The 17,441-nt window shown below is 64.8% G+C and carries 19 protein-coding genes; 8 read left to right on the forward strand and 11 right to left on the reverse strand.

Annotated features, from left to right (window positions below):
• Positions 1-220: 220 nt before the first annotated feature.
• From PIN01S_RS07185 to PIN01S_RS07195, 3 genes are all read right to left on the reverse strand, one after another.
• Positions 221-1,969 (reverse strand): hybrid sensor histidine kinase/response regulator, encoded by a 1,749-nt coding sequence (locus PIN01S_RS07185; RefSeq protein ID WP_084334799.1) that lies wholly within the window; start codon positions 1,967-1,969, stop codon positions 221-223.
• Complete coding sequence (ercA, locus tag PIN01S_RS07190; RefSeq protein WP_084334801.1) at positions 1,953-3,116, reverse strand: alcohol dehydrogenase-like regulatory protein ErcA; 1,164 nt, start codon at positions 3,114-3,116, stop codon at positions 1,953-1,955. The genes PIN01S_RS07185 and ercA overlap by 17 nt, the downstream gene beginning before the upstream one ends.
• Positions 3,117-3,281: 165 nt before the next feature.
• Positions 3,282-4,031, reverse strand: a complete 750-nt coding sequence (locus PIN01S_RS07195) for a FadR/GntR family transcriptional regulator (RefSeq protein ID WP_084334803.1) — start codon at positions 4,029-4,031, stop codon at positions 3,282-3,284.
• A 128-nt stretch (positions 4,032-4,159) separates the two neighbouring features.
• On the opposite strand from PIN01S_RS07195, the gene PIN01S_RS07200 reads away from it, so the two are divergent.
• Entirely contained in the window at positions 4,160-5,032 is an 873-nt protein-coding gene (locus tag PIN01S_RS07200; RefSeq protein WP_084334805.1) for an aldose 1-epimerase, read from the forward strand.
• Positions 5,033-5,115: 83 nt separating this feature from the next.
• Here PIN01S_RS07200 and PIN01S_RS07205 read toward each other — a convergent pair whose 3' ends face one another.
• On the reverse strand, positions 5,116-6,018 hold the full coding sequence (locus PIN01S_RS07205; protein WP_084334806.1) for an RluA family pseudouridine synthase: 903 nt from the start codon (positions 6,016-6,018) through the stop codon (positions 5,116-5,118).
• 154 nt (positions 6,019-6,172) lie between these two features.
• Here PIN01S_RS07205 and PIN01S_RS07210 point away from each other — a divergent pair, with 154 nt between their 5' ends.
• Positions 6,173-6,748 (forward strand): cysteine hydrolase family protein, encoded by a 576-nt coding sequence (locus tag PIN01S_RS07210; RefSeq protein ID WP_084334807.1) that lies wholly within the window; start codon positions 6,173-6,175, stop codon positions 6,746-6,748.
• Between the two features lie 112 nt (positions 6,749-6,860).
• Here PIN01S_RS07210 and PIN01S_RS07215 read toward each other — a convergent pair whose 3' ends face one another.
• The 4 genes from PIN01S_RS07215 to PIN01S_RS07230 form a co-directional block, all read right to left on the reverse strand.
• Positions 6,861-7,289 carry a hypothetical protein gene (locus PIN01S_RS07215; protein ID WP_084334809.1) on the reverse strand — a complete coding sequence of 143 codons (429 nt, stop codon included), beginning with the start codon at positions 7,287-7,289 and terminating at the stop codon, positions 6,861-6,863.
• 108 nt (positions 7,290-7,397) lie between these two features.
• The gene (locus PIN01S_RS07220; RefSeq protein WP_244505936.1) at positions 7,398-8,570 is read right to left on the reverse strand and encodes an MFS transporter; all 1,173 of its coding nucleotides are present in this window, start codon (positions 8,568-8,570) and stop codon (positions 7,398-7,400) included.
• Positions 8,571-8,944: 374 nt separating this feature from the next.
• The gene (locus tag PIN01S_RS07225; RefSeq protein WP_084334812.1) at positions 8,945-9,754 is read right to left on the reverse strand and encodes an SDR family oxidoreductase; all 810 of its coding nucleotides are present in this window, start codon (positions 9,752-9,754) and stop codon (positions 8,945-8,947) included.
• Positions 9,755-9,859: 105 nt separating this feature from the next.
• Positions 9,860-10,228, reverse strand: a complete 369-nt coding sequence (locus tag PIN01S_RS07230) for a DUF2784 domain-containing protein (RefSeq protein ID WP_084334813.1) — start codon at positions 10,226-10,228, stop codon at positions 9,860-9,862.
• A gap of 137 nt (positions 10,229-10,365) precedes the next feature.
• On the opposite strand from PIN01S_RS07230, the gene PIN01S_RS07235 reads away from it, so the two are divergent.
• Complete coding sequence (locus tag PIN01S_RS07235; RefSeq protein ID WP_084334814.1) at positions 10,366-10,524, forward strand: DUF3309 family protein; 159 nt, start codon at positions 10,366-10,368, stop codon at positions 10,522-10,524.
• A 9-nt stretch (positions 10,525-10,533) separates the two neighbouring features.
• On the opposite strand, the gene PIN01S_RS07240 is transcribed toward PIN01S_RS07235, so the two are convergent.
• Together PIN01S_RS07240 and PIN01S_RS07245 are read right to left on the reverse strand one after the other, a co-directional pair.
• Positions 10,534-10,863 carry a DHCW motif cupin fold protein gene (locus PIN01S_RS07240; protein WP_084334816.1) on the reverse strand — a complete coding sequence of 110 codons (330 nt, stop codon included), beginning with the start codon at positions 10,861-10,863 and terminating at the stop codon, positions 10,534-10,536.
• Between the two features lie 95 nt (positions 10,864-10,958).
• Positions 10,959-11,810: a glycine betaine ABC transporter substrate-binding protein gene (locus PIN01S_RS07245; RefSeq protein ID WP_084334818.1), complete on the reverse strand. Its 852-nt coding sequence runs from the start codon at positions 11,808-11,810 to the stop codon at positions 10,959-10,961.
• Positions 11,811-12,165: 355 nt separating this feature from the next.
• Between PIN01S_RS07245 and PIN01S_RS07250 the strand changes: the two genes are divergently transcribed.
• The gene (locus PIN01S_RS07250; RefSeq protein WP_084334820.1) at positions 12,166-12,396 is read left to right on the forward strand and encodes a DUF2061 domain-containing protein; all 231 of its coding nucleotides are present in this window, start codon (positions 12,166-12,168) and stop codon (positions 12,394-12,396) included.
• Positions 12,397-12,504: 108 nt separating this feature from the next.
• Positions 12,505-14,118 carry a glycoside hydrolase family 17 protein gene (locus PIN01S_RS07255; protein WP_244505935.1) on the forward strand — a complete coding sequence of 538 codons (1,614 nt, stop codon included), beginning with the start codon at positions 12,505-12,507 and terminating at the stop codon, positions 14,116-14,118.
• Between the two features lie 42 nt (positions 14,119-14,160).
• Here the strand turns inward: PIN01S_RS07255 and PIN01S_RS07260 are convergent, their stop codons facing one another.
• Complete coding sequence (locus PIN01S_RS07260) at positions 14,161-14,535, reverse strand: hypothetical protein (RefSeq protein WP_084334821.1); 375 nt, start codon at positions 14,533-14,535, stop codon at positions 14,161-14,163.
• 224 nt (positions 14,536-14,759) lie between these two features.
• Between PIN01S_RS07260 and PIN01S_RS07265 the strand changes: the two genes are divergently transcribed.
• From PIN01S_RS07265 to PIN01S_RS07275, 3 genes are all read left to right on the forward strand, one after another.
• Complete coding sequence (locus tag PIN01S_RS07265; RefSeq protein WP_084334822.1) at positions 14,760-16,058, forward strand: alpha/beta fold hydrolase; 1,299 nt, start codon at positions 14,760-14,762, stop codon at positions 16,056-16,058.
• Between the two features lie 49 nt (positions 16,059-16,107).
• Positions 16,108-16,818, forward strand: a complete 711-nt coding sequence (locus PIN01S_RS07270; protein WP_084335033.1) for an MlaA family lipoprotein — start codon at positions 16,108-16,110, stop codon at positions 16,816-16,818.
• A gap of 84 nt (positions 16,819-16,902) precedes the next feature.
• Complete coding sequence (locus PIN01S_RS07275; protein ID WP_084334824.1) at positions 16,903-17,346, forward strand: MerR family DNA-binding protein; 444 nt, start codon at positions 16,903-16,905, stop codon at positions 17,344-17,346.
• The last annotated feature ends 95 nt before the right edge of the window (positions 17,347-17,441 follow it).

The raw sequence follows: 17,441 nt of genomic DNA on the forward strand, positions 1-17,441 counted from the left end.
TGTAGGGGAAAATTCATTCGCCCGGCGGAGTTCGGCCGCACCAAAGCGGGCGAATAAATTCGCCCCTACACCTCCGTAGCCCGGATAAGCGCAGCGCAATCCGGGCTACAAAACCGTGTCCCCATAGAGAAGCCACCGTAGGAGCGAATTCATTCGCGATAGGAGGCACGTCGATGTTGCGCCATCGTGAATGAATTCGCTCCCACAAATTTCCTCGTCGTTACGACGCTGCCTCGTCGCGCAACAATTGGCTCAACACGGCGCGCAGCTTGCCGGGCTTCACCGGCTTGTTGAGCAGCGGCATACCGAGGCTCTGGAGTTGCCGGCGGCAGTCGTCGCTGCGGTCGGCGGTGATCATCACGCAGGGAATCTCACGGCCGAAATGGCCACGTAGATCGCGGACCACCTCGCAGCCGAGCACGCCATCGTCCAGGTGGTAGTCGGCGAGGATGAGTTCCGGCGCCCGGCCCTGCAGCACGTCCAACGCCATGGCGTGGTCGGTGGCGGTAAGCACCTGGCAACCCCACTGGCCGAGCAACGCGGCCATGCTGTCGAGGATGCTCACCTCGTTATCCAGCACCAGCAGGCGGCGCCCCGGCAGCGGGTCGCCGGTGACCGGCAGGCTCGCCGGCACCTCTTCCAAAGCCACCGGCATGTCCGCCGCCATCGGCACCTCGATGCTGAACACCGAGCCGCGCCCCAGTTGCGAGCGGACCCGTACCGGATAGCCGAGCATCGCGGCAATGCGATCGACGATGGCCAGCCCCAGGCCAACACCCTTGCGCTCCGCGGCACGACCCGCGCTGAGCTGGTTGAACTCGAGGAAGATCGCATCGAGCTTGTCGGCCGGAATGCCGCGCCCAGTGTCCCACACCTCGAGGCGCAGGGTGTTCCCCTGCCGACGGCAACCGAGCAGGATGCGGCCCCGCTCGGTGTAGCGGCAGGCATTACTGAGGAAGTTGCGCAGGATGCGGCTGAGCAGACGTGCGTCGGTGCGGATCGCCAGCTGCGGGATATGCGCCCGCAGCTCCAGGCCGGCTGCCTGGGCCACCGGCTGGAATTCCGAGGCCAGCGGCGCGAGCAGGTCGTCCAGGCGGTAGACATCGATATCCGGCTTGATCGCCGCTTGGTCCAGCTTGGAGATTTCCAGCAGATCGGTGAGCAGGTCCTCGGCGCCTTCCAGCGCCTGGTGGGTGCGTTCCACCAACGTGTGCTCGGCGCCCGGCAGGTTGCGCTCGCGCAAGGTCGAGACCAGCAGGCGTGCGGCGTTCAACGGTTGCAGCAGGTCATGGCTCGCGGCGGCGAGGTACTTGTCCTTGCTCAGGTTGGCGGCTTCGGCGGCGTCACGGGCCTCGCGCAACTGGCACTCGATGCGCTCGCGCTCGGCGATCTGCAATTGCAGGTCCCGGTTCAGCGCCTGCAACTCTCGGGTCCGCGCCTCGACGCGCTGCTCCAGTTCGTCGTTCAACTGTTGCAGGCGGACGCGGGCCAGCTTGCGTTCGGTGATGTCGGCAACGAAGCCCTCGATCAGGCCATCCTCTTCCCCTGGCTTGAGCAACAGGTTGACCAGCACGTCGATGACCTGCCCATCCTGCCGGCGCAACTGGGTTTCATAGCCGAACAGGCCGGTCTGCCGGCGCAGCACCTCACGGATGCGCTGCAACTCGGCCAGGCCGCCGACGAACAACTGCTCGGCGCGTTCGGTAAGCGAGCCGAGCAGCTCCTGCGGGTCGCTGTAGCCGAGCATCCGCGCCAGCGCCGGGTTGGCCGCGCGCAGCCCTTCGTCCAGGCTGGCCTGGAAGATGCCATAGACGGCGTGCTCGAACAGCCATTTGTAGCGGTTGCGCTCGGCCTCCAGCTCCTCCAGGCGCGCGATCAGTTCGGGATAGTGACTCTTGCGGGCGGAGTGGGAGCCCAGGCCGAGCAGCTCGGCAACGGCCTGGCCGGGGTCTTCATAGGGCTTCTGCATACACGACTTCGACGTCTCGCACCGTGGATTCGCGCGGATTGGTAAGGATGCAGGGATCTTCCATGGCGTGGCGCGAGAGGAAAGGGATGTCCGACGTACCGACGCCATGCGGGCCGAGGGTTTCGCGGAAACCCACCGACTGCTTGAAGCGGATCAGGTAGTCCACCAGGCGCTGGCGGATTTGCGCATGATTGAGGCCGCGTACGTCGATGCCGAGAGTCTCGGCGACCATCCGGAAGCGCTCCGGCGCGGCACTGTAGTTGAACGCCACCACGTGCTCGATCAGCACCGCATTGCACAAGCCATGGGGCAGGTCGAGGAAACCGCCGAGGCTGTGGGACATGGCGTGCACCGCGCCGAGGATGGCGTTGGAGAACGCCAGGCCGGCCTCCATGCTGCCGAGCATGACCCGCTCGCGCAGCAGCATGTCGTTGGGATTGGCGATCATGTCCACCAGATTGCCGTTGATCAGGCGTATGGCCTCCAGCGCATGGGAGTCGGTGAGCGGCCCGCTGCCGGTGGAAACGAACGCCTCGATGGCATGCACCAGGGCATCGATCCCGGTACAGGCGGAGAGGAACGGGTCCATGCTCAGGGTGGTTTCCGGGTCGATCAGCGACACGTCCGGCACCACCGCCTTGCTGACGATGGAAAACTTCACCCGCTCGAGCTGGTTGGAAATGATCACGAACTGCGAGACGTCCGCCGAGGTGCCGGCGGTGGTGGGAATCAGGATCAGCGGCGGGCTGGGCACGCGCAGCTTGTCCACCCCCTCGAACTCGAGAATGCTGCGGCCATGGGCAACCACGATGCCGATGCCCTTGGCGCAGTCCATCGGGCTACCGCCGCCCACCGCGACGATCAGGTTGCAGCCCTGCTCGCGGTAGAACTCCGCGCCCTGCATCACCTCTTCCGAGCGCGGATTGGGCGAGACGTTGGTATAGAGGCAGTAGTCCAGGCCCTGGGCCTGCAGGCTGGCCTCAACGTCGGCCACCCAACCGGCGGCCTGCACGCCGGGGTCGGAAACCACCAGCACCTTGCGCGCACCGAAGGTGGTGGCGTAATTGCCGACGGCATGCCGGGAACCGGCGCCGAAGATGATTTCCGGTGAGACGAACTTGCGCAGTTGGCTGATATCGTGGCGCATACAACGGCCTGATTCTTGTAGTTATGGGATATGCCGTCAGCCTACTGCATTCCCCCGGCAATGCAATCCGACAAGGGTCGCAGGCGATGGGAGGAGCGGCTGCGCTTCGCCGCCTGCCCTCATGGGAGCGAACTCATTCGCGAGGGTACTGCTCCATCGCCAACCTCACGCCTGCTGCGATTCAGCTTCCTCATGGGCCTGGCGCAGCCGCTCGCGGCTGTTGGTCAGGTGCAGGCGCATAGCCGCGCGGGCGGCATCGGAATCCTGACGGGCGATGGCCTCGTAGATTTCCTCGTGCTCGCGGGTCAGACGCGCCAGGTAGCTCGGCTGGTCGTCGTGGCTGATGCGCGCCGAATTGACCCGGGTCCGCGGAATGATGCTGGTACCCAGGTGGGTCATGATGTCGGTGAAATAGCGGTTGCCGGTGGACTTGGCGATCTGCAGGTGGAACTGGAAGTCTGACGACACCGCATCGCTGGCATGGGCTGCGCTCTGCTTCATCGCGTCCAGCGCGGCTCGCATGGCCGCCAGTTGCTCGTCGGTGCGGCGCTGCGCGGCGAGGCCGGCCGACTCCACTTCGAGGCTGATGCGCAGTTCGAGAATGGCCAGCACGTCGCGCAGCGTGACGATAGTCGCCGGGTCGATGCGAAAGCCGCTGGGGCTCGGCGTGTCCAGCACGAAGGTGCCGATGCCGTGGCGGGTTTCCACCAGCCCCGCGGCCTGCAGGCGGGAGATCGCCTCGCGCACCACAGTCCGGCTGACGCCCTGGGCCTCCATGATCGCCGACTCGGTGGGTAACTTCTGTCCGCGCTTGATCACGCCGTCGCTGATCTGCTGGGAAAGCTCCGCCACCAGTTCCTGCGCCAGACTACGATGTTTACGGCGGGGACGCGGCTGACTGCTCTGATTGTCCATCTCGAACCCTTAAATCCACATTGACGGCATGGTTGCCATCATAGCCCAAGGAGGTTGTACGATGACACCTCTCTTGGCAGTCTTGCCGCGGCCCGACAACAATTTCAAGAAAAAACGGTGATGCCCCGATGAGCTTGCAACTGCTGACCCTGGAAGACGAGCTGAGCCGCGTGGCCCTAGCCCCGGAAATCGGCGGCAGCCTGGTCAACTGGACCCTGCGCGCCAATGGCCGGCCGCTGTTGCGGCCGAGCGTGGAAGATCGGCTGGACGGCGTCACGCCAAGGCAACTGGCCTGCTACCCGCTGGCCCCCTGGTCCAACCGCATCGCCGAGGGGGGATTCGACAATCCCGACGGCTGGCTGGCGCTGGCACCCAACACCCCCCACGATCCCTACCCGATCCATGGCAGCGCCTGGCAGCAACCCTGGCGCGCCATCGAATGCCTGTCGCGCCAGGCCCTGCTGCGGTTGGATAGCCACGAGCCGTTCCCCTATCGGGCGGAGCTGCGCGTGCAACTGATCGACGGCAGCCTGAACCTTACCCTGAGCGTCACCCACCAGGGCGAACATCCCGCCTGGTATGGCCTCGGCCTGCATCCATATTTCCCGCGCGGTGCACAGACCCAGTTGCAGGCCAGCGCGCAGCAGGTCTGGATCGGCTCAGCGGATCGTCTGCCCGACCACCAGGAAGACGTTCCTCCGACCTGGCGCTTCGACCAACCACGCGCCCTGCCCGACGAACGCATCGACCACGCCTTCTCCGGCTGGGACGGCCGCTTCCGCCTGCTGGAACCCGAAGCGGGCTACCAGCTCGAAGGCCGCGCCAGCGGCTGCGACCACTTCCTGCTCTACACCCCGCCGCAGCAGGACTTCTTCTGCATCGAACCGGTGACCCACCCGATCAACGCCCACCACTTGCCCGGCCGACCGGGACTGAAGCTGTTGGCCAGGGGCGAAACGATGAAGATGGGATTGACGTTGACGTATCGGGAGGTGGGATAGGAGTGAGGGGTGGAGAGTGAGGAGTCGATCCACAGCGATACCATTCGTTCTCCTCACCCCTCACGCTTTTCCTTCTTCACGCCTCACCATTCCAACCGCAACCGGCTTTCGAAACAACGTGCCTCGCCGGTCACGGGATCGTCGAAGGCCAAACTGCGGGCCAGCAGCTTCAGCGGGCGGCTGTAATCGTCCTGGCTACGCGGGACGCGCTCGGTCAGTTCCGGGTAGAAGGGGTCGTTGCATAGCCCGGCACCGAGGGCGGCCATGTGCAGGCGCAGTTGGTGCTTTTTCCCGCTGATCGGATGCAGCGCATAACGCCACAGCGCACCGTTGCGTTCGAGCACGTCGATGTGGGTCTCGCTGTTGGCCGGCCCCTCCTCCGCTTCGCGCATACGGAAGAAAGGCTCGCCGGCGACCATCCGGCTGCGGTGCACCCGAGGGAAGTCGAGGGCGGGTAGCGCCGGGGCGATGGCTTCATAGGTCTTGTCGATCCGCCGGTCGCGGAACAGTGCCTGATAAGCCGCGCGGCTCGCCGGGTTGGCGGAGAACAGCACCAGCCCGGCAGTCAGCCGGTCGATGCGATGCAGCGGCGACAGCTGCGGGTTGCCGAGCCGGCGAATCAAGCGCGCCAACAGGGTTTCCTCGACGTATTCGCCGGAGGGCATCACCGGCAGGAAGTGCGGTTTGTCCGCCACCACCAGATGTTCGTCGACGAACAACACCTGCTCCTCGAAGGGGATCGGCGTTTCCGTCGACACCTCGCGGAAATAGTGCACACGCAGCCCCACCCGGTAGGGATGGTCGGGACCGATCGGTTGCCCGTCACTATCCAGCACCCGCCCACGGGCCATGCGATCGAGCCAGACGTCACGGCCGATGGCATGGAAGTGTGCGCACAGGCAATCCAGCACCGTCGCCCACGGGCCTTGTGGCAGGTGCAGGGTGCTGGGGCGGAGGCCATTGGCGGGGTGAAGGCGATCGGTCATGGCGCGGGTCGGTCGGGAAAGACGCGCATTAGGCCGCAGCCATACGGCCCCGTCAAAGCCTGGCGGACCGGGGGCGCAACTGTTGCGACGGATACGAGTCCACCTGAGGTGAACCTGTCGAAGAAGCCGGGCGGCGGCCCGGACGGAGGTACTTATGCATACCGCCTTCATCGGTCTGGACTACATCGTCGACATCATGCACCCGAACGGCAAGATCGCCCGCGCCGCCAGCCAGGCGAGCGAGCGCGACGTCGTCGGCAAGGCCAACCGCGTGCTGGCCATTGCCCGGGAGAGGGATTGGCTGCGGGTGCTGGTCAAGGTCGGTTTCGCGCTCAGCTACCTGGACCAGCCGAAAGCCTCGCCGATGTTCGGCAAGGCCCATGAGGTCGGTGCCCTGGCGCTGGGTGCCAAAGGCACAGAGTTCCACCCGCAGCTGGATGTCGGCAACGATTGCCTGGTCGTGATCAAGCCGCGCGTCAGCGGCTTCTATGGCACCTCGCTGGACGCGATCCTGCGCGCCAACCACATCCAGCGCTTGGTGATCGCCGGGGTCAGCAGCACTTGGGCAGTACAGAGCACCGTGCGCGACGGACATGACCGCGATTACGAAGTCATCGTGGTGGAGGATGCCTGCGCTGCGGCCAGCGAGGAGGAACACGACGCGTCGATGCAGATGCTCGGCACCATCGCCAGAGTGGTGACAAGCGAAGCGCTGGTGGAGTTGATGTAGCGGATTCCGGCAGGAGCGAGCGCTGCTCGCGAATCGGCGGTTGTCGGAGGCACGGTTCGCCAGCAGAGCTGGCTCCTACACGAGCGGTTAACAAGCGGACGAAATTCGTCTGTCAGACGTGAACGCCGCTCTCGCGCTCCCAGGCGCAACGGACCCGCAGGTCGCCCTCACGCGGGCTGTGGAAACCGCTCTCCGACTCCCAGCGGAAGATGTGGCTGCCGTTCAGTTCGGTTTCCAGATGCACCACCGCACTGGCCCAGTAGAGCTGCTTGAGCAGCGCCTCGAACTCCTGCACCCAGAGCTTCCACTCGTATTCCACCGTCTGGTAGCTGGCGCCGAAGTGGATCACCTGGGTCCGGTAGAGACCCGCGCCGGGGAGGTCGCAGAAGGAGAACATTTCCCGACCGAGGAACGGCCAGGCTTCGCCACCGGGCAGGCTGGCCAGTATCCGATGGTTGGTTTCGCGGCGCAGGATGCGCTGGTCCGGGTTATCGGACGGCCAGTCACGGATGCAGCCATAGACAATGGATTCGGACTCCACGCGGGCACTCCTGGAAATGGACGCAGCCTTCTAACACAGGGCAAGGCCAAGGCCAAGGAACTGGCGCTCGGCTTGAACAGGTCGTGACCGGAGCGTCGCCGTCCGGCGTTATGGGGTGGACGAACGGCTCGCCCGCGGATGCAGCCGCCAGGCGAGCACACACATCAGCAGCGCCAGCAGGGTGAGCACCAGGAACGGCAGGCGGTAGGTGCCGGAGAGGTCGCGGCCGAGGCCGGCGAGCACCGGTGTCAGGCAGCCCAGGCTGTAGCCGGCGCAGAGCATCATCGCCGTCCAGCGGCTGACCGCCAGGGGCGTCTTCACTTCGTACATCGGCAGTACCAGGGACAGGGCGAAGGAGCCGCTGAGACCGAAGCCCATGAGCAGCGCCCAGCACTCCGGCACGAAGGTCGGGAAGAAGGTGATCATGCCCAGGCACAGCGACGACGACAGGCCGCAGGCCAGCAGGAGCTGGTAGCGCTTGTCAAAACGCTGGGCCAGCCAAGGCACCAGATAGGCGCTGGCCAAACCGATCAACATGAACAGACTGAACAGGCTGTTGGCCCGCAGCAGGCTCATACCGGCTTCGTGGTAGCGCGCCACCAGCCAGGTGGTCAGGGCGTAGAACAGCCCCGCCTGGATGGCGAAGAACCCGGTGATCAGCCAGGCACGCGGCTCGCGCCAGGGCAACCCGCCCGCTTCGGCGCCTTCCTGCGCGGTTTCCCGCACATTCGGCAGACGCGCCCACAGCACCAGTGCAACGGCCGCCGGCAGAGCCCAAATGGCCAGGCCGTAGGTCCAGTCATCGCCCAGCAGCGCCACGGTCGGCGCCGTCAGCACCGCGCCACCGGCACCGCCGATGGCCATGCTGAACGAATACCAGCCCACCACGCGGCCGATATGACCAACGAAATAGCGCTTGATGAAACCGGACAGCAACGGCCCGGCGACGGCGATACCGGCCCCCAGCAGCACGGCGCTGCCGATCAGCACGGCACTGGCATGGCCCAGCAGACGCAGCAGGAGTGCTCCGAGGATCATCCCCAGGCAGACAGTGATGGTGCGTTCCAGGCCAAAACGCAACGCCAGGCGCGGGGCCAACGGCGCGAGCAGGCCCATGCAAAGTACCGGCAGCGCGGTGGTCAGGCTGATCAGGCCACGGCTGAGCGCCAGCTCATCGGCGATCCGTTCGATCAGAGGGGCAAAGGAGGTGATGCCGGGGCGCAGGTTGATCGCCGCCAGCACCAGGGCCAGCATCAGCATGGCCCGGGATACGGCTTTCACAGGGGTTTCCAACGATTTGCGGCAGGCAGGCCGGAAGCGGAAACCCTACCCGGACAGACTGTTCCAGGCAAGGGAAAGCTGACCATAAGGACAACTTGAAAGTAAGCGGATGGACTTGTGGGCGGATGAAGTCGCTCTGTCTTCGTCAAGCGTTGCTGGACAGTCCTGAGCCCAACCGACTACTGAGTTCAATAGGCACTTCTTGTTTCTCCCCCCGGCGAGTTACTTCTGGCAGTCGCCCCAGAAGGTAACCAAGAGGGCTTGCTCCTACATACGGCCCCGGCTTCGCCGGGGTTCCCTCTCCACTTTAGGGGAGAGGGGTTTGCTCGCACATGGCAAAGATCATGCGCCATCCGGGACAACCACCTCCCAACTCAGCCCTGGCGAGCCTTGGCGCGCATCTTGGCCGCCATGCTGGCCATCTCGTCATAGAGCGCCTGCGGATTCTGCCGCTTGAGCTGCCAGGCCATGCGGCCCATTTCGTGGGGCAGGATCATGAACTCGCCCTTCTCCACCTCGCGGTAGATATAGTCGGCGATATCCGCGGCACTGATCGGCGAACTCTCCAGCAGCTTGCCGACCTGGGCCTTCATTTCCGGCGTCGGGCCGCGAAAGGAGTCCAGCAGGTTGGTCTGGAAGAACGACGGGCAGACCACATGGACACCGATCTCCTGCTGGCGCAGCTCCGCCAGCAGGCTTTCCGACAGCGCCACCACCCCGGCCTTGGCCACGTTGTAGTTGCTCATCGCCGGGCCCTGCATCAACGCGGCCATGGAGGCGATGTTGATAATCCGGCCACGGCTGCGCTCCAGCAGCGGCAGGAAGGCCTTGCAGCCCTTGACCACGCCCATCAGGTTAATCGCGATCTGCCAGTCCCAGTCTTCCAGCGACAGCTCGCTGAAGAAGCCGCCGGAGGCCACGCCGGCGTTGTTGACGATGACGTCGATGCCGCCGAACTGCTCGTCGCAGGCCTGGGCCAGGGCGGTGAGCTGGCTGTAGTCGCGCACGTCGCAACGGCGGGTGAACCCGTCGCCGCCGGCTTCGCGGACCAGTCGCAGGGTTTCCTGCAGGCCGGCGTCGTTGACGTCGGACAGAGCCAGCCACCAGCCTTCACGCGCCCAGCGCAGGGCGATCTCGCGACCGAGGCCGGAACCGGCGCCGGTAATCATCATGCGGTTTTGCATAGGGAGGTTTGCCTGTTGTTCTAGGGAGTTGGCCGCAGTGTAGCGAAGCCCGACGGGGCGCCGAGCCACCATCAGGCTGCTGAATGACCAGGGCAAACCCGCCGGCTAGCGAGGGTTGATCCGACGCAACAAGAGAGTCCCATAGACCAGCCCGTTGACCAACAACACCACCCCGCCCAGCCAAAGTTGCATCTGCGGGGTCAGCCCGCTCGGGTAGATCAGCGGGATCAGGTAATGCTCGATGAAACCGCCGTCGTAACCCTGCTCGCCAGCCGCGCGCCGCAAGGCATTTTCCCAGGGGGTCAGCGGGCAGTACAGGTGGAACAGTTCGACGGCCGCGCCCCAGGCTGCCGCCGGCAGGTGCAGCCAGGCCAGCCAGTGCCACTTCAGCACCAGCAACCCGCCGAGCAGAACGAAGAGAATGAAGCCTAGATGCAGGAGAACCAACGCATCGGCGGCCAGCCGGTAGACCATGACAAGCCCCTCCTGGATAGCGGAACCGTATGTCCCCTGGGCAGGAATCTTGCTCCGGCCAACGAGTCGGAATCAGTAAGCGCGGCGTTTTTCCGACCCGAAGCCACGCGTCCCGTTCCGACGAGAGGAGTCACCCTATGACGCTCACCACTCTTCTGATCGTGATCCTGTTGATCCTACTGATTGGCGGCCTGCCGGTCTTTCCCCACTCGAGCACCTGGGGCTATGGCCCATCCGGTGCCATCGGCGTTCTGCTGGTCGTGGTGGTGGTGCTGTTACTGCTCGGTGTGATCTGACCGATCCGCTCAGTCGACCACGAACAGCTTCGCCCCGATGGGTGTAGAGGAACGGTGCGCCTCCGCGTGGTCGGCCACCTGATAGCTCATGCCGGGCTGGAGGACGAACTGGCGTCCGTCCGCCAGTTCGGTGTGCAGCTCACCTTCCAGGCACAGCAGGATGTGGCCTTTCTCGCACCAGTGATCCGCCAGATAACCCGGCGTGTATTCCACCATGCGTACCCGTAGCTCGCCGAACCGGCAGGTGCGCCAGTAGGCCGTGCCGGTTTCACCGGGATGTTCGCTGCGCTCGACGCTGGACCACTCGGTGACGCCGAAGGGAATGTCGCTGATTTTCATGGAGAGACCCTCGGGAATGTCCGAGGATCATTCCCGAGGGTTCGGTGGCTGTCCACTCTGCGGGGCGAATGCGTTCGCCCTGCGGTTTCACGCTGTCACTGCAGCCATTCCTGGACCCGTTGCGGGTTCTCGCTGACCCACTTCTGGGCGGCGGCGGCAGGCTTGGCGCCTTCTTCGATAGCCAGCATCACCTGGCCGATCTCGTCCGGCTTCCAGGAGAATTTCTTGAGGAAGGCGACCACCTGCGGTGCCTTTTTCTCCAGGCCCGGGTTGACGATGTTGTCCACATGCTCGGCATCGCCGTAGACACCTTTCGGGTCTTCCAGGAAGCGCAGCTTCCACTTGGCGAACATCCAGTGCGGAATCCAGCCGGTCACGGCCACGGGCTTGTTGGCATTGATCGAGCGCGCCAATTCGGCGGTCATGGCGCTGCCGGAGCTGGCCTGCAGCTTATAGTCCAGGCCGTAGTCCTTGATTGCCTGGTCGGTCTTCAGCATCACGCCGGAGCCGGCGTCAATGCCGACGATGCGACCACGAAAGGCGTCCTTCTGTGCCTGCAGGTCGCCGATGCTCTTCGCCGTAACGTATTCCGGCACGATCAGGCCGATCTTGGCGTCGTTGAAGTTCGGCCCCAGATCGACGACTTCGTCCTTGAGCTTTTCGTAGTACGAACCGTGGGTCACCGGCAGCCAGGCGGACAGCATGGCGTCGAGTTGTCCCTTGGCCACGCCCTGCCACATGATGCCGGTAGCGACAGGCATCAACTGGACGTCGTAGCCCAGCTTCTGCTTGATCACCTCGGCCGCCACATGGGTGGTCGCCACGCTGTCCGACCAGCCGTCCACATAGCCGATCTTCAGGGTTGCCTTCTCGGCGGCGCCCGCCATGCCGGCACCGAGTGCGAGCAGCAGACCCGCCCCCACTCCCATCAAACGTCGAATATTCATAGTCGCTCCCCGTGTGCGCATGTTGCGCTCAAGCCTGGAATGTTTGTTCTGGTTCGGGTGCGCCCCCTTCACGCCCCACCGCCTTGGCCATTCGCCAGCGGAGTACTGGCCGCTTGATCATCGGCGCGGTGCGGCGGGAAAAATGCTCTGACAGCGACACGCAACCCAACAAGAAACGACAAGCCGGGTGCAGTCGGCGGAGCCTCGCCTTTCCTGCCCCGTGGCAGTGCATCGGCGCACCTCATCCCAAGCATTCAATTCATCTATCGATCCAATAATGTCTGAACATTTCCTCTATTCGCCCCTTCGCTCTACTCTGAGCACAACGAAGAATGATTCTTATTAGAGGTGTGCCATGCTCAAGACCGTAACCTTCACCGTGATGCACTTCTGTATCGCTTTCAGCGTGGCCTACGTGCTGACCGGCAGCGTGACCGTCGGGGGTCTGGTGGCTGCGGTGGAGCCGTTGTGCAACTCGGTAGGGTTCTACTTCCACGAAAAAATCTGGTCGAAGCTGGAATCGAAAAAGAAAGACGCGGCATCGGCATCGATTCCCAGACATGCCTGGCTGCACCACCACGCCTGAGCGGGAGGAAACCAATCGGCGCCGGATGCAGTCCATAGCGCTGTCAGCCCTCCCATTCCGGTGGAAATACGGCAAGATGCGCACCTTCGCATCCATGCCAGCCAAACCATGTCTTCCCGTAACCGACTGCTGCTACCGACCTACCTGCTCTCGACCCTGCTCGCCCTGCTGGCGCTGGCCGCCTTCTGGTACTGGCAGGGGCGGCCCATCCCTCTGCCCGATGCCGCGACGCCAACGCACAAGCTGCAGTGCGTGTCCTATAGCCCGTTCGATAAGGACCAGTCGCCCTTCGACAAACCCTTCGTCCTGCGCCCCGAGCGGATGGACGCCGACCTCGCCCTGCTCGCCACCCGCTTCAATTGCGTGCGCACCTACTCCATGTTCGGCCTCGAAGGGATTCCCGCCCTCGCCCGCAAGCACGGCCTGAAGTTGATGCTCGGGGCCTGGGTCAACGCCGACCCGGTGGAGACCGAGATGGAGATCAAGGCGCTGATCGAAGCGGCCAAGGCCAACCCCGATATCGTCACGGCCCTGATCGTCGGCAACGAGACCCTGTTGCGCAAGGAAGTCACCGGCGCCCGGCTGGCCGGCCTGATCGAGCGGGTGAAACGCGAGACCACACAGCCGGTGACCTACGCCGATGTCTGGGAATTCTGGCTCAAGCACCCCGAGGTGGCGCCGGCGGTGGACTTCCTGACCATCCACCTGCTGCCCTACTGGGAAGACGATCCGACCGGGATCGACAAGGCGCTGGGCCATGTCGCGGATATCCGCCGGGTGTTCGGCAACCGCTTCGCGCCGAAGGACATCCTGATCGGCGAGACCGGCTGGCCGAGCGAGGGTCGCCAGCGCGAAACCGCCGTGCCGAGCCGGGTCAACCAAGCCAAGTTCATCCGCGGCTTCGTCGCCATGGCCGAAGAGAACGGCTGGCGCTACAACCTGATCGAAGCCTTCGACCAACCCTGGAAACGCGCCAGCGAAGGCGCGGTGGGCGGTTACTGGGGGCTGTTCGACGCCGACCGCCAGGACAAGACGATCCTCGCCGGCCCGGTCTCCAACCTGCCGCACTGGCCCCTCTGGCTGGGCGCCGGCGTGGTCCTGACGATCGCTACCCTGCTGCTCGCCGGCCGCCCCGTTTCGCTGGCCTCCGCCTGCCTGCTGCCGCCGCTCGCGGCCCTGGGAGCGGGCTGCATCGGTCAATGGGCCGAGCTGGCGCGGGTCACCAGCCGCTTCCCCGGCGAATGGCTGTGGGCCGCGCTGCTGGTGGGCCTGAACCTGCTGGTATTGATGCACGCGGCACTCGCGTTGTCGGCCCGCGGCAATGGCCGGGAACGCCTGTTCGGCTGGCTGGAACGGCGCGGCGGCTGGTGGCTGGTCGCCAGTGGCTTCGCCGGCGCGGTGATGATGCTGGCGCTGGTCTTCGATGCCCGTTACCGCAGCTTCCCCAGCGCGGCCCTGCTGTTGCCGGCGCTGGTCTACCTGTGCCGGCCGGTGTCCGGTCCGCGGCGGGAAATCGCCCTGCTGGCGGTGCTGATCGCTGCCGGGCTGGTGCCGCAGCTGTACCAGGAGAAGCTGGTCAACCTCCAGGCCCTCGGTTGGGCGCTGGTCAGCGCCTTGCTGGTCGCCGCGCTCTGGCGCAGCCTGCGTGCGGAGCGAGCTCTAAACCGAGAGACGGCCCTTGCCGCGAGCGAGCCGGCAGCGTCCGTCCCGGCACAGAGCTGAGAGAACGACGGGGTGGAAGAAGCTCTTCCACCCCGTCGATGTTCAAGCAGTTGCCGGCCCGCTACCCCGCACCAGGCGCAGGGCGGCGATCACCACCGCGAAGACGGCAAGACTGGCGCTATACAACACCAGCGCCGGCAGGCCGAAGACCAACCCAAGCACCGCCAGCCCACGCCCCGCCCGACCGGGCAGGAAGAACGCCAGCGCCGCCGTCCCCAGCGCCGTCAGGGCGATCACCTTGAAATGGATCAGCAGCCCGATGCCGGCGCGCAACTGGCACTCCCAGCGGGCGGCCTCCTCCACGCAGAGCCCGACCCAGCGGTCGTCCTCCATCAGCGCGAAACGCAGGCCATAGCTGGCGGCCAGCCAGAGAGGCAGAAAAATCAGCAGGAGGATCAGGGACGCACGGCGAGACATGGGGAAGCTCCAGGAAAATCGCGACAGGATAACGGGCCTTCCGGCCGCCGCAAGGGCTGACTGGACGGCAAGGCTGCCCATCGGACAGCGATTGGCGGCGAACGGCACTACTACATCCCGGAACGGGAGTGAAATCGCCCGAATAATGGCACTCGCTACGTTTACAGCTGTCATAGCCTGCGCATACGCTCGTGCGCGATAGCTTCTCATCGAAAGGGAAAACCATGCCCCGCCTCGCCCGTTTTGCCGCACTCTTGGGCGGCCTCATCCTCAGTGCGCCGCTGTTGGCGCAGGATATCGACCCCGCCGGGTATGGCTATCCGCTGGAAAATCCCTTCGAAGCGACCATCGCCACCACGCCGCCGGAACTACGCCCACCGTTGCCAACGGACGAAGATATAGACCAGTCCGACTACAGCCTCAAACTGCGCCCGGAGCGCGAATTCGAGCTGCCGAGCAACTTCTGGCCGGTGAAGACACTCCGCTATCGCCTGGCCCGGCAGGACAAGCCCGCACCGCTGATCTTCATCATTGCCGGCACTGGCGCGCACTATTCCAACAGCACCATGGAATTCCTCAAGAAGCTGTTCTATGGCGCCGGCTTCCACGTGGTGCAACTGTCCTCGCCGAGCAGTTGGGACTTCATGGCCGCTGCCTCGCGCTTCGCCACGCCAGGGCTGTCGACGGACGACGCCGACGATCTCTACCGGGTCATGCAGGCGGTGCGCGCCCAGCATCCGAAGCTGCCGATCACCGAGTTCTACCTCACCGGCTACAGCCTGGGCGGCCTGCACGCCGCCTTCGTCAGCCAGCTCGACGAAACCCGCCGCAGCTTCAATTTCAAGCGCGTGCTGCTGCTCAACCCGCCGGTGAACCTCTATACCTCGGTGACCAACCTCGACCGCTTGGTGCAGACCCGCGTCAAAGGCATCGACGACGACAACACCTTCTACGAGGTCGTCCTCGCCAAGCTCACCCGCTACTTCCAGCAGCGCGGCTACATCGACCTCAACGACGCGCTGCTCTACGACTTCCAACAGTCCCGCCAGCGCCTGTCGAACGAAGAAATGGCCATGCTGATCGGCACCTCGTTCCGATTCTCCTCGGCCGACATCGCCTTCACCTCGGACCTGATCAACCGACGTGGCCTGATCACCCCGACCAAGTACCCGATCGACGAGGGCACCGATCTCTCGCCGTTCTTCAAGCGCGCCCTGCAATGCGACTTCGACTGCTACATCACCGAGCAACTGATCCCGATGTGGCGCGCCCGCTACGACGGCGGCAGCCTCACCCAGATGGTCAACCAGGTCAGCCTCTATGCCCTCGAGGAGTATCTGAAGACCAGTGACAAGATCGCCGTCATGCACAACGCCGACGACGTGATCCTCGGCCCCGGCGACCTCGGCTTCCTCCGCCGTACCCTGGGCGACCGGCTGACCCTGTATCCGCTGGGCGGGCATTGCGGCAACCTCAACTACCGCGTCAACACCAAGGCCATGCTGGAGTATTTCCGTGGTTAGACACTGCCGCTTCCTCGCCTTCGCCCTGCTGTTCGGCCATGGCCTGGTCATGGCCGAAACCGATGAGGACGGCTTCAAGCGTCCCCTCGACCAGTTGAAGATCAATCCGGCACTGGACCAACGTGAGTTCGAACGCGCTACGCTGCAGGCGCTGAACGTCTACGACCCCTGGGATTCGTGGAACCGCCGCGTGTACCACTTCAACTACCGTTTCGACGAGTGGGTGTTCCTGCCGGTGGTGCGCGGCTACGAATTCGTCACACCGCGCTTCGTGCGCAGCGGCGTGAGCAACTTCTTCGGCAACCTGGGCGACGTGCCCAACCTGCTCAACAGCCTGCTGCAGTTCAAGGGCAAGCGGGCCATGCAGACCACCGGGCGCCTGCTGATCAACACCACCATCGGCGTTGCCGGCCTGTGGGACCCGGCGACCCGCATGGGCCTGCCCAAGCAGCGCGAGGACTTCGGCCAGACCCTCGGCTTCTATGGCGTGCCGGACGGCCCCTACCTGGTGCTGCCGATCCTCGGTCCGTCCAACCTACGCGACACCGGCGGTCTGGTGGTGGACTTCACCGCCGAGAGCCAGATCAACTTCCTGAACGTTTCCGAGGTCAGCAGCGATCACCCGGAGATTCTTGGCCTGCGCGTGATCGACCAGCGCTACACCACCAACTTCCGCTACGGCCAGGTGAACTCACCGTTCGAATATGAAAAGGTGCGCTACGTCTACACCCGCGCCCGCGAGTTGCAGATCGCCGAATGACCTCCTGAAACGCGCCTGGCCGGCAAACTCGCCGGCCGCACCTCGCCGGCCGCACCTATAATGCGCGGCTCAGGAGGAATGACCATGCGCGTAACCCAACTGGCCAAGGCCGCCGGCGTCAGCGGCGAGACCGTCCGCCATTACACCGATCTCGGCCTGCTGCGGCCGACCCGCAACCCGCTCAACGGTTACCAGGAATACGCTGGCGAAGACCTGCACCGGCTGCGCTTCATCGCCCGCGCCCGACGCCTCGGCTTCAGCCTGAAGGACGTGCAGGCCATCCTCGCCCGCGCCGACAGCGGCACCGCGCCCTGCGGCGAGGTCCGCGACCTGCTGAGCGAGCGCCTCGGCACCCTCGAAGCCCATATTGCCGAATGCCAGCGCCTGGCCCAGGTCATGCGCGAGGCACTGACCCAATGGGAAGGCAAACCCGAGTGCGCCCCGGACGGCCAGGCCATCTGCCGATTGATCGAGGACTTCGACCTGCCGGGCGAAACCCGCTCGCCGACGCCCTGCCCGGCGCATTGAAATATCGAATTACTCGATTCTTTCATCGCGATATTCGCAACCATCAATCTGATTCATCGGCATACCATGGGCGCCATTCCCACTTGAGGAGGTCC

It is taken from the genome of Pseudomonas indica NBRC 103045 (genome assembly GCF_002091635.1).
GTDB classification, from domain to species: Bacteria; Pseudomonadota; Gammaproteobacteria; order Pseudomonadales; family Pseudomonadaceae; genus Pseudomonas_M; species Pseudomonas_M indica.

Bases quoted from the DNA above. Each gene is read 5' to 3' on its own strand.
- PIN01S_RS07185 (WP_084334799.1), bottom strand. From the start codon at position 1,969: ATGCAGAAGCCCTATGAAGACCCCGGCCAGGCCGTTGCCGAGCTGCTC.
- ercA (WP_084334801.1), bottom strand. From the start codon at position 3,116: ATGCGCCACGATATCAGCCAACTGCGCAAGTTCGTCTCACCGGAAATC.
- PIN01S_RS07195 (WP_084334803.1), bottom strand. From the start codon at position 4,031: ATGGACAATCAGAGCAGTCAGCCGCGTCCCCGCCGTAAACATCGTAGT.
- PIN01S_RS07200 (WP_084334805.1), top strand. From the start codon at position 4,160: ATGAGCTTGCAACTGCTGACCCTGGAAGACGAGCTGAGCCGCGTGGCC.
- PIN01S_RS07205 (WP_084334806.1), bottom strand. From the start codon at position 6,018: ATGACCGATCGCCTTCACCCCGCCAATGGCCTCCGCCCCAGCACCCTG.
- PIN01S_RS07210 (WP_084334807.1), top strand. From the start codon at position 6,173: ATGCATACCGCCTTCATCGGTCTGGACTACATCGTCGACATCATGCAC.
- PIN01S_RS07225 (WP_084334812.1), bottom strand. From the start codon at position 9,754: ATGCAAAACCGCATGATGATTACCGGCGCCGGTTCCGGCCTCGGTCGC.
- PIN01S_RS07230 (WP_084334813.1), bottom strand. From the start codon at position 10,228: ATGGTCTACCGGCTGGCCGCCGATGCGTTGGTTCTCCTGCATCTAGGC.
- PIN01S_RS07235 (WP_084334814.1), top strand. From the start codon at position 10,366: ATGACGCTCACCACTCTTCTGATCGTGATCCTGTTGATCCTACTGATT.
- PIN01S_RS07240 (WP_084334816.1), bottom strand. From the start codon at position 10,863: ATGAAAATCAGCGACATTCCCTTCGGCGTCACCGAGTGGTCCAGCGTC.
- PIN01S_RS07245 (WP_084334818.1), bottom strand. From the start codon at position 11,810: ATGAATATTCGACGTTTGATGGGAGTGGGGGCGGGTCTGCTGCTCGCA.
- PIN01S_RS07250 (WP_084334820.1), top strand. From the start codon at position 12,166: ATGCTCAAGACCGTAACCTTCACCGTGATGCACTTCTGTATCGCTTTC.
- PIN01S_RS07255 (WP_244505935.1), top strand. From the start codon at position 12,505: ATGTCTTCCCGTAACCGACTGCTGCTACCGACCTACCTGCTCTCGACC.
- PIN01S_RS07260 (WP_084334821.1), bottom strand. From the start codon at position 14,535: ATGTCTCGCCGTGCGTCCCTGATCCTCCTGCTGATTTTTCTGCCTCTC.
- PIN01S_RS07265 (WP_084334822.1), top strand. From the start codon at position 14,760: ATGCCCCGCCTCGCCCGTTTTGCCGCACTCTTGGGCGGCCTCATCCTC.
- PIN01S_RS07270 (WP_084335033.1), top strand. From the start codon at position 16,108: ATGGCCGAAACCGATGAGGACGGCTTCAAGCGTCCCCTCGACCAGTTG.
- PIN01S_RS07275 (WP_084334824.1), top strand. From the start codon at position 16,903: ATGCGCGTAACCCAACTGGCCAAGGCCGCCGGCGTCAGCGGCGAGACC.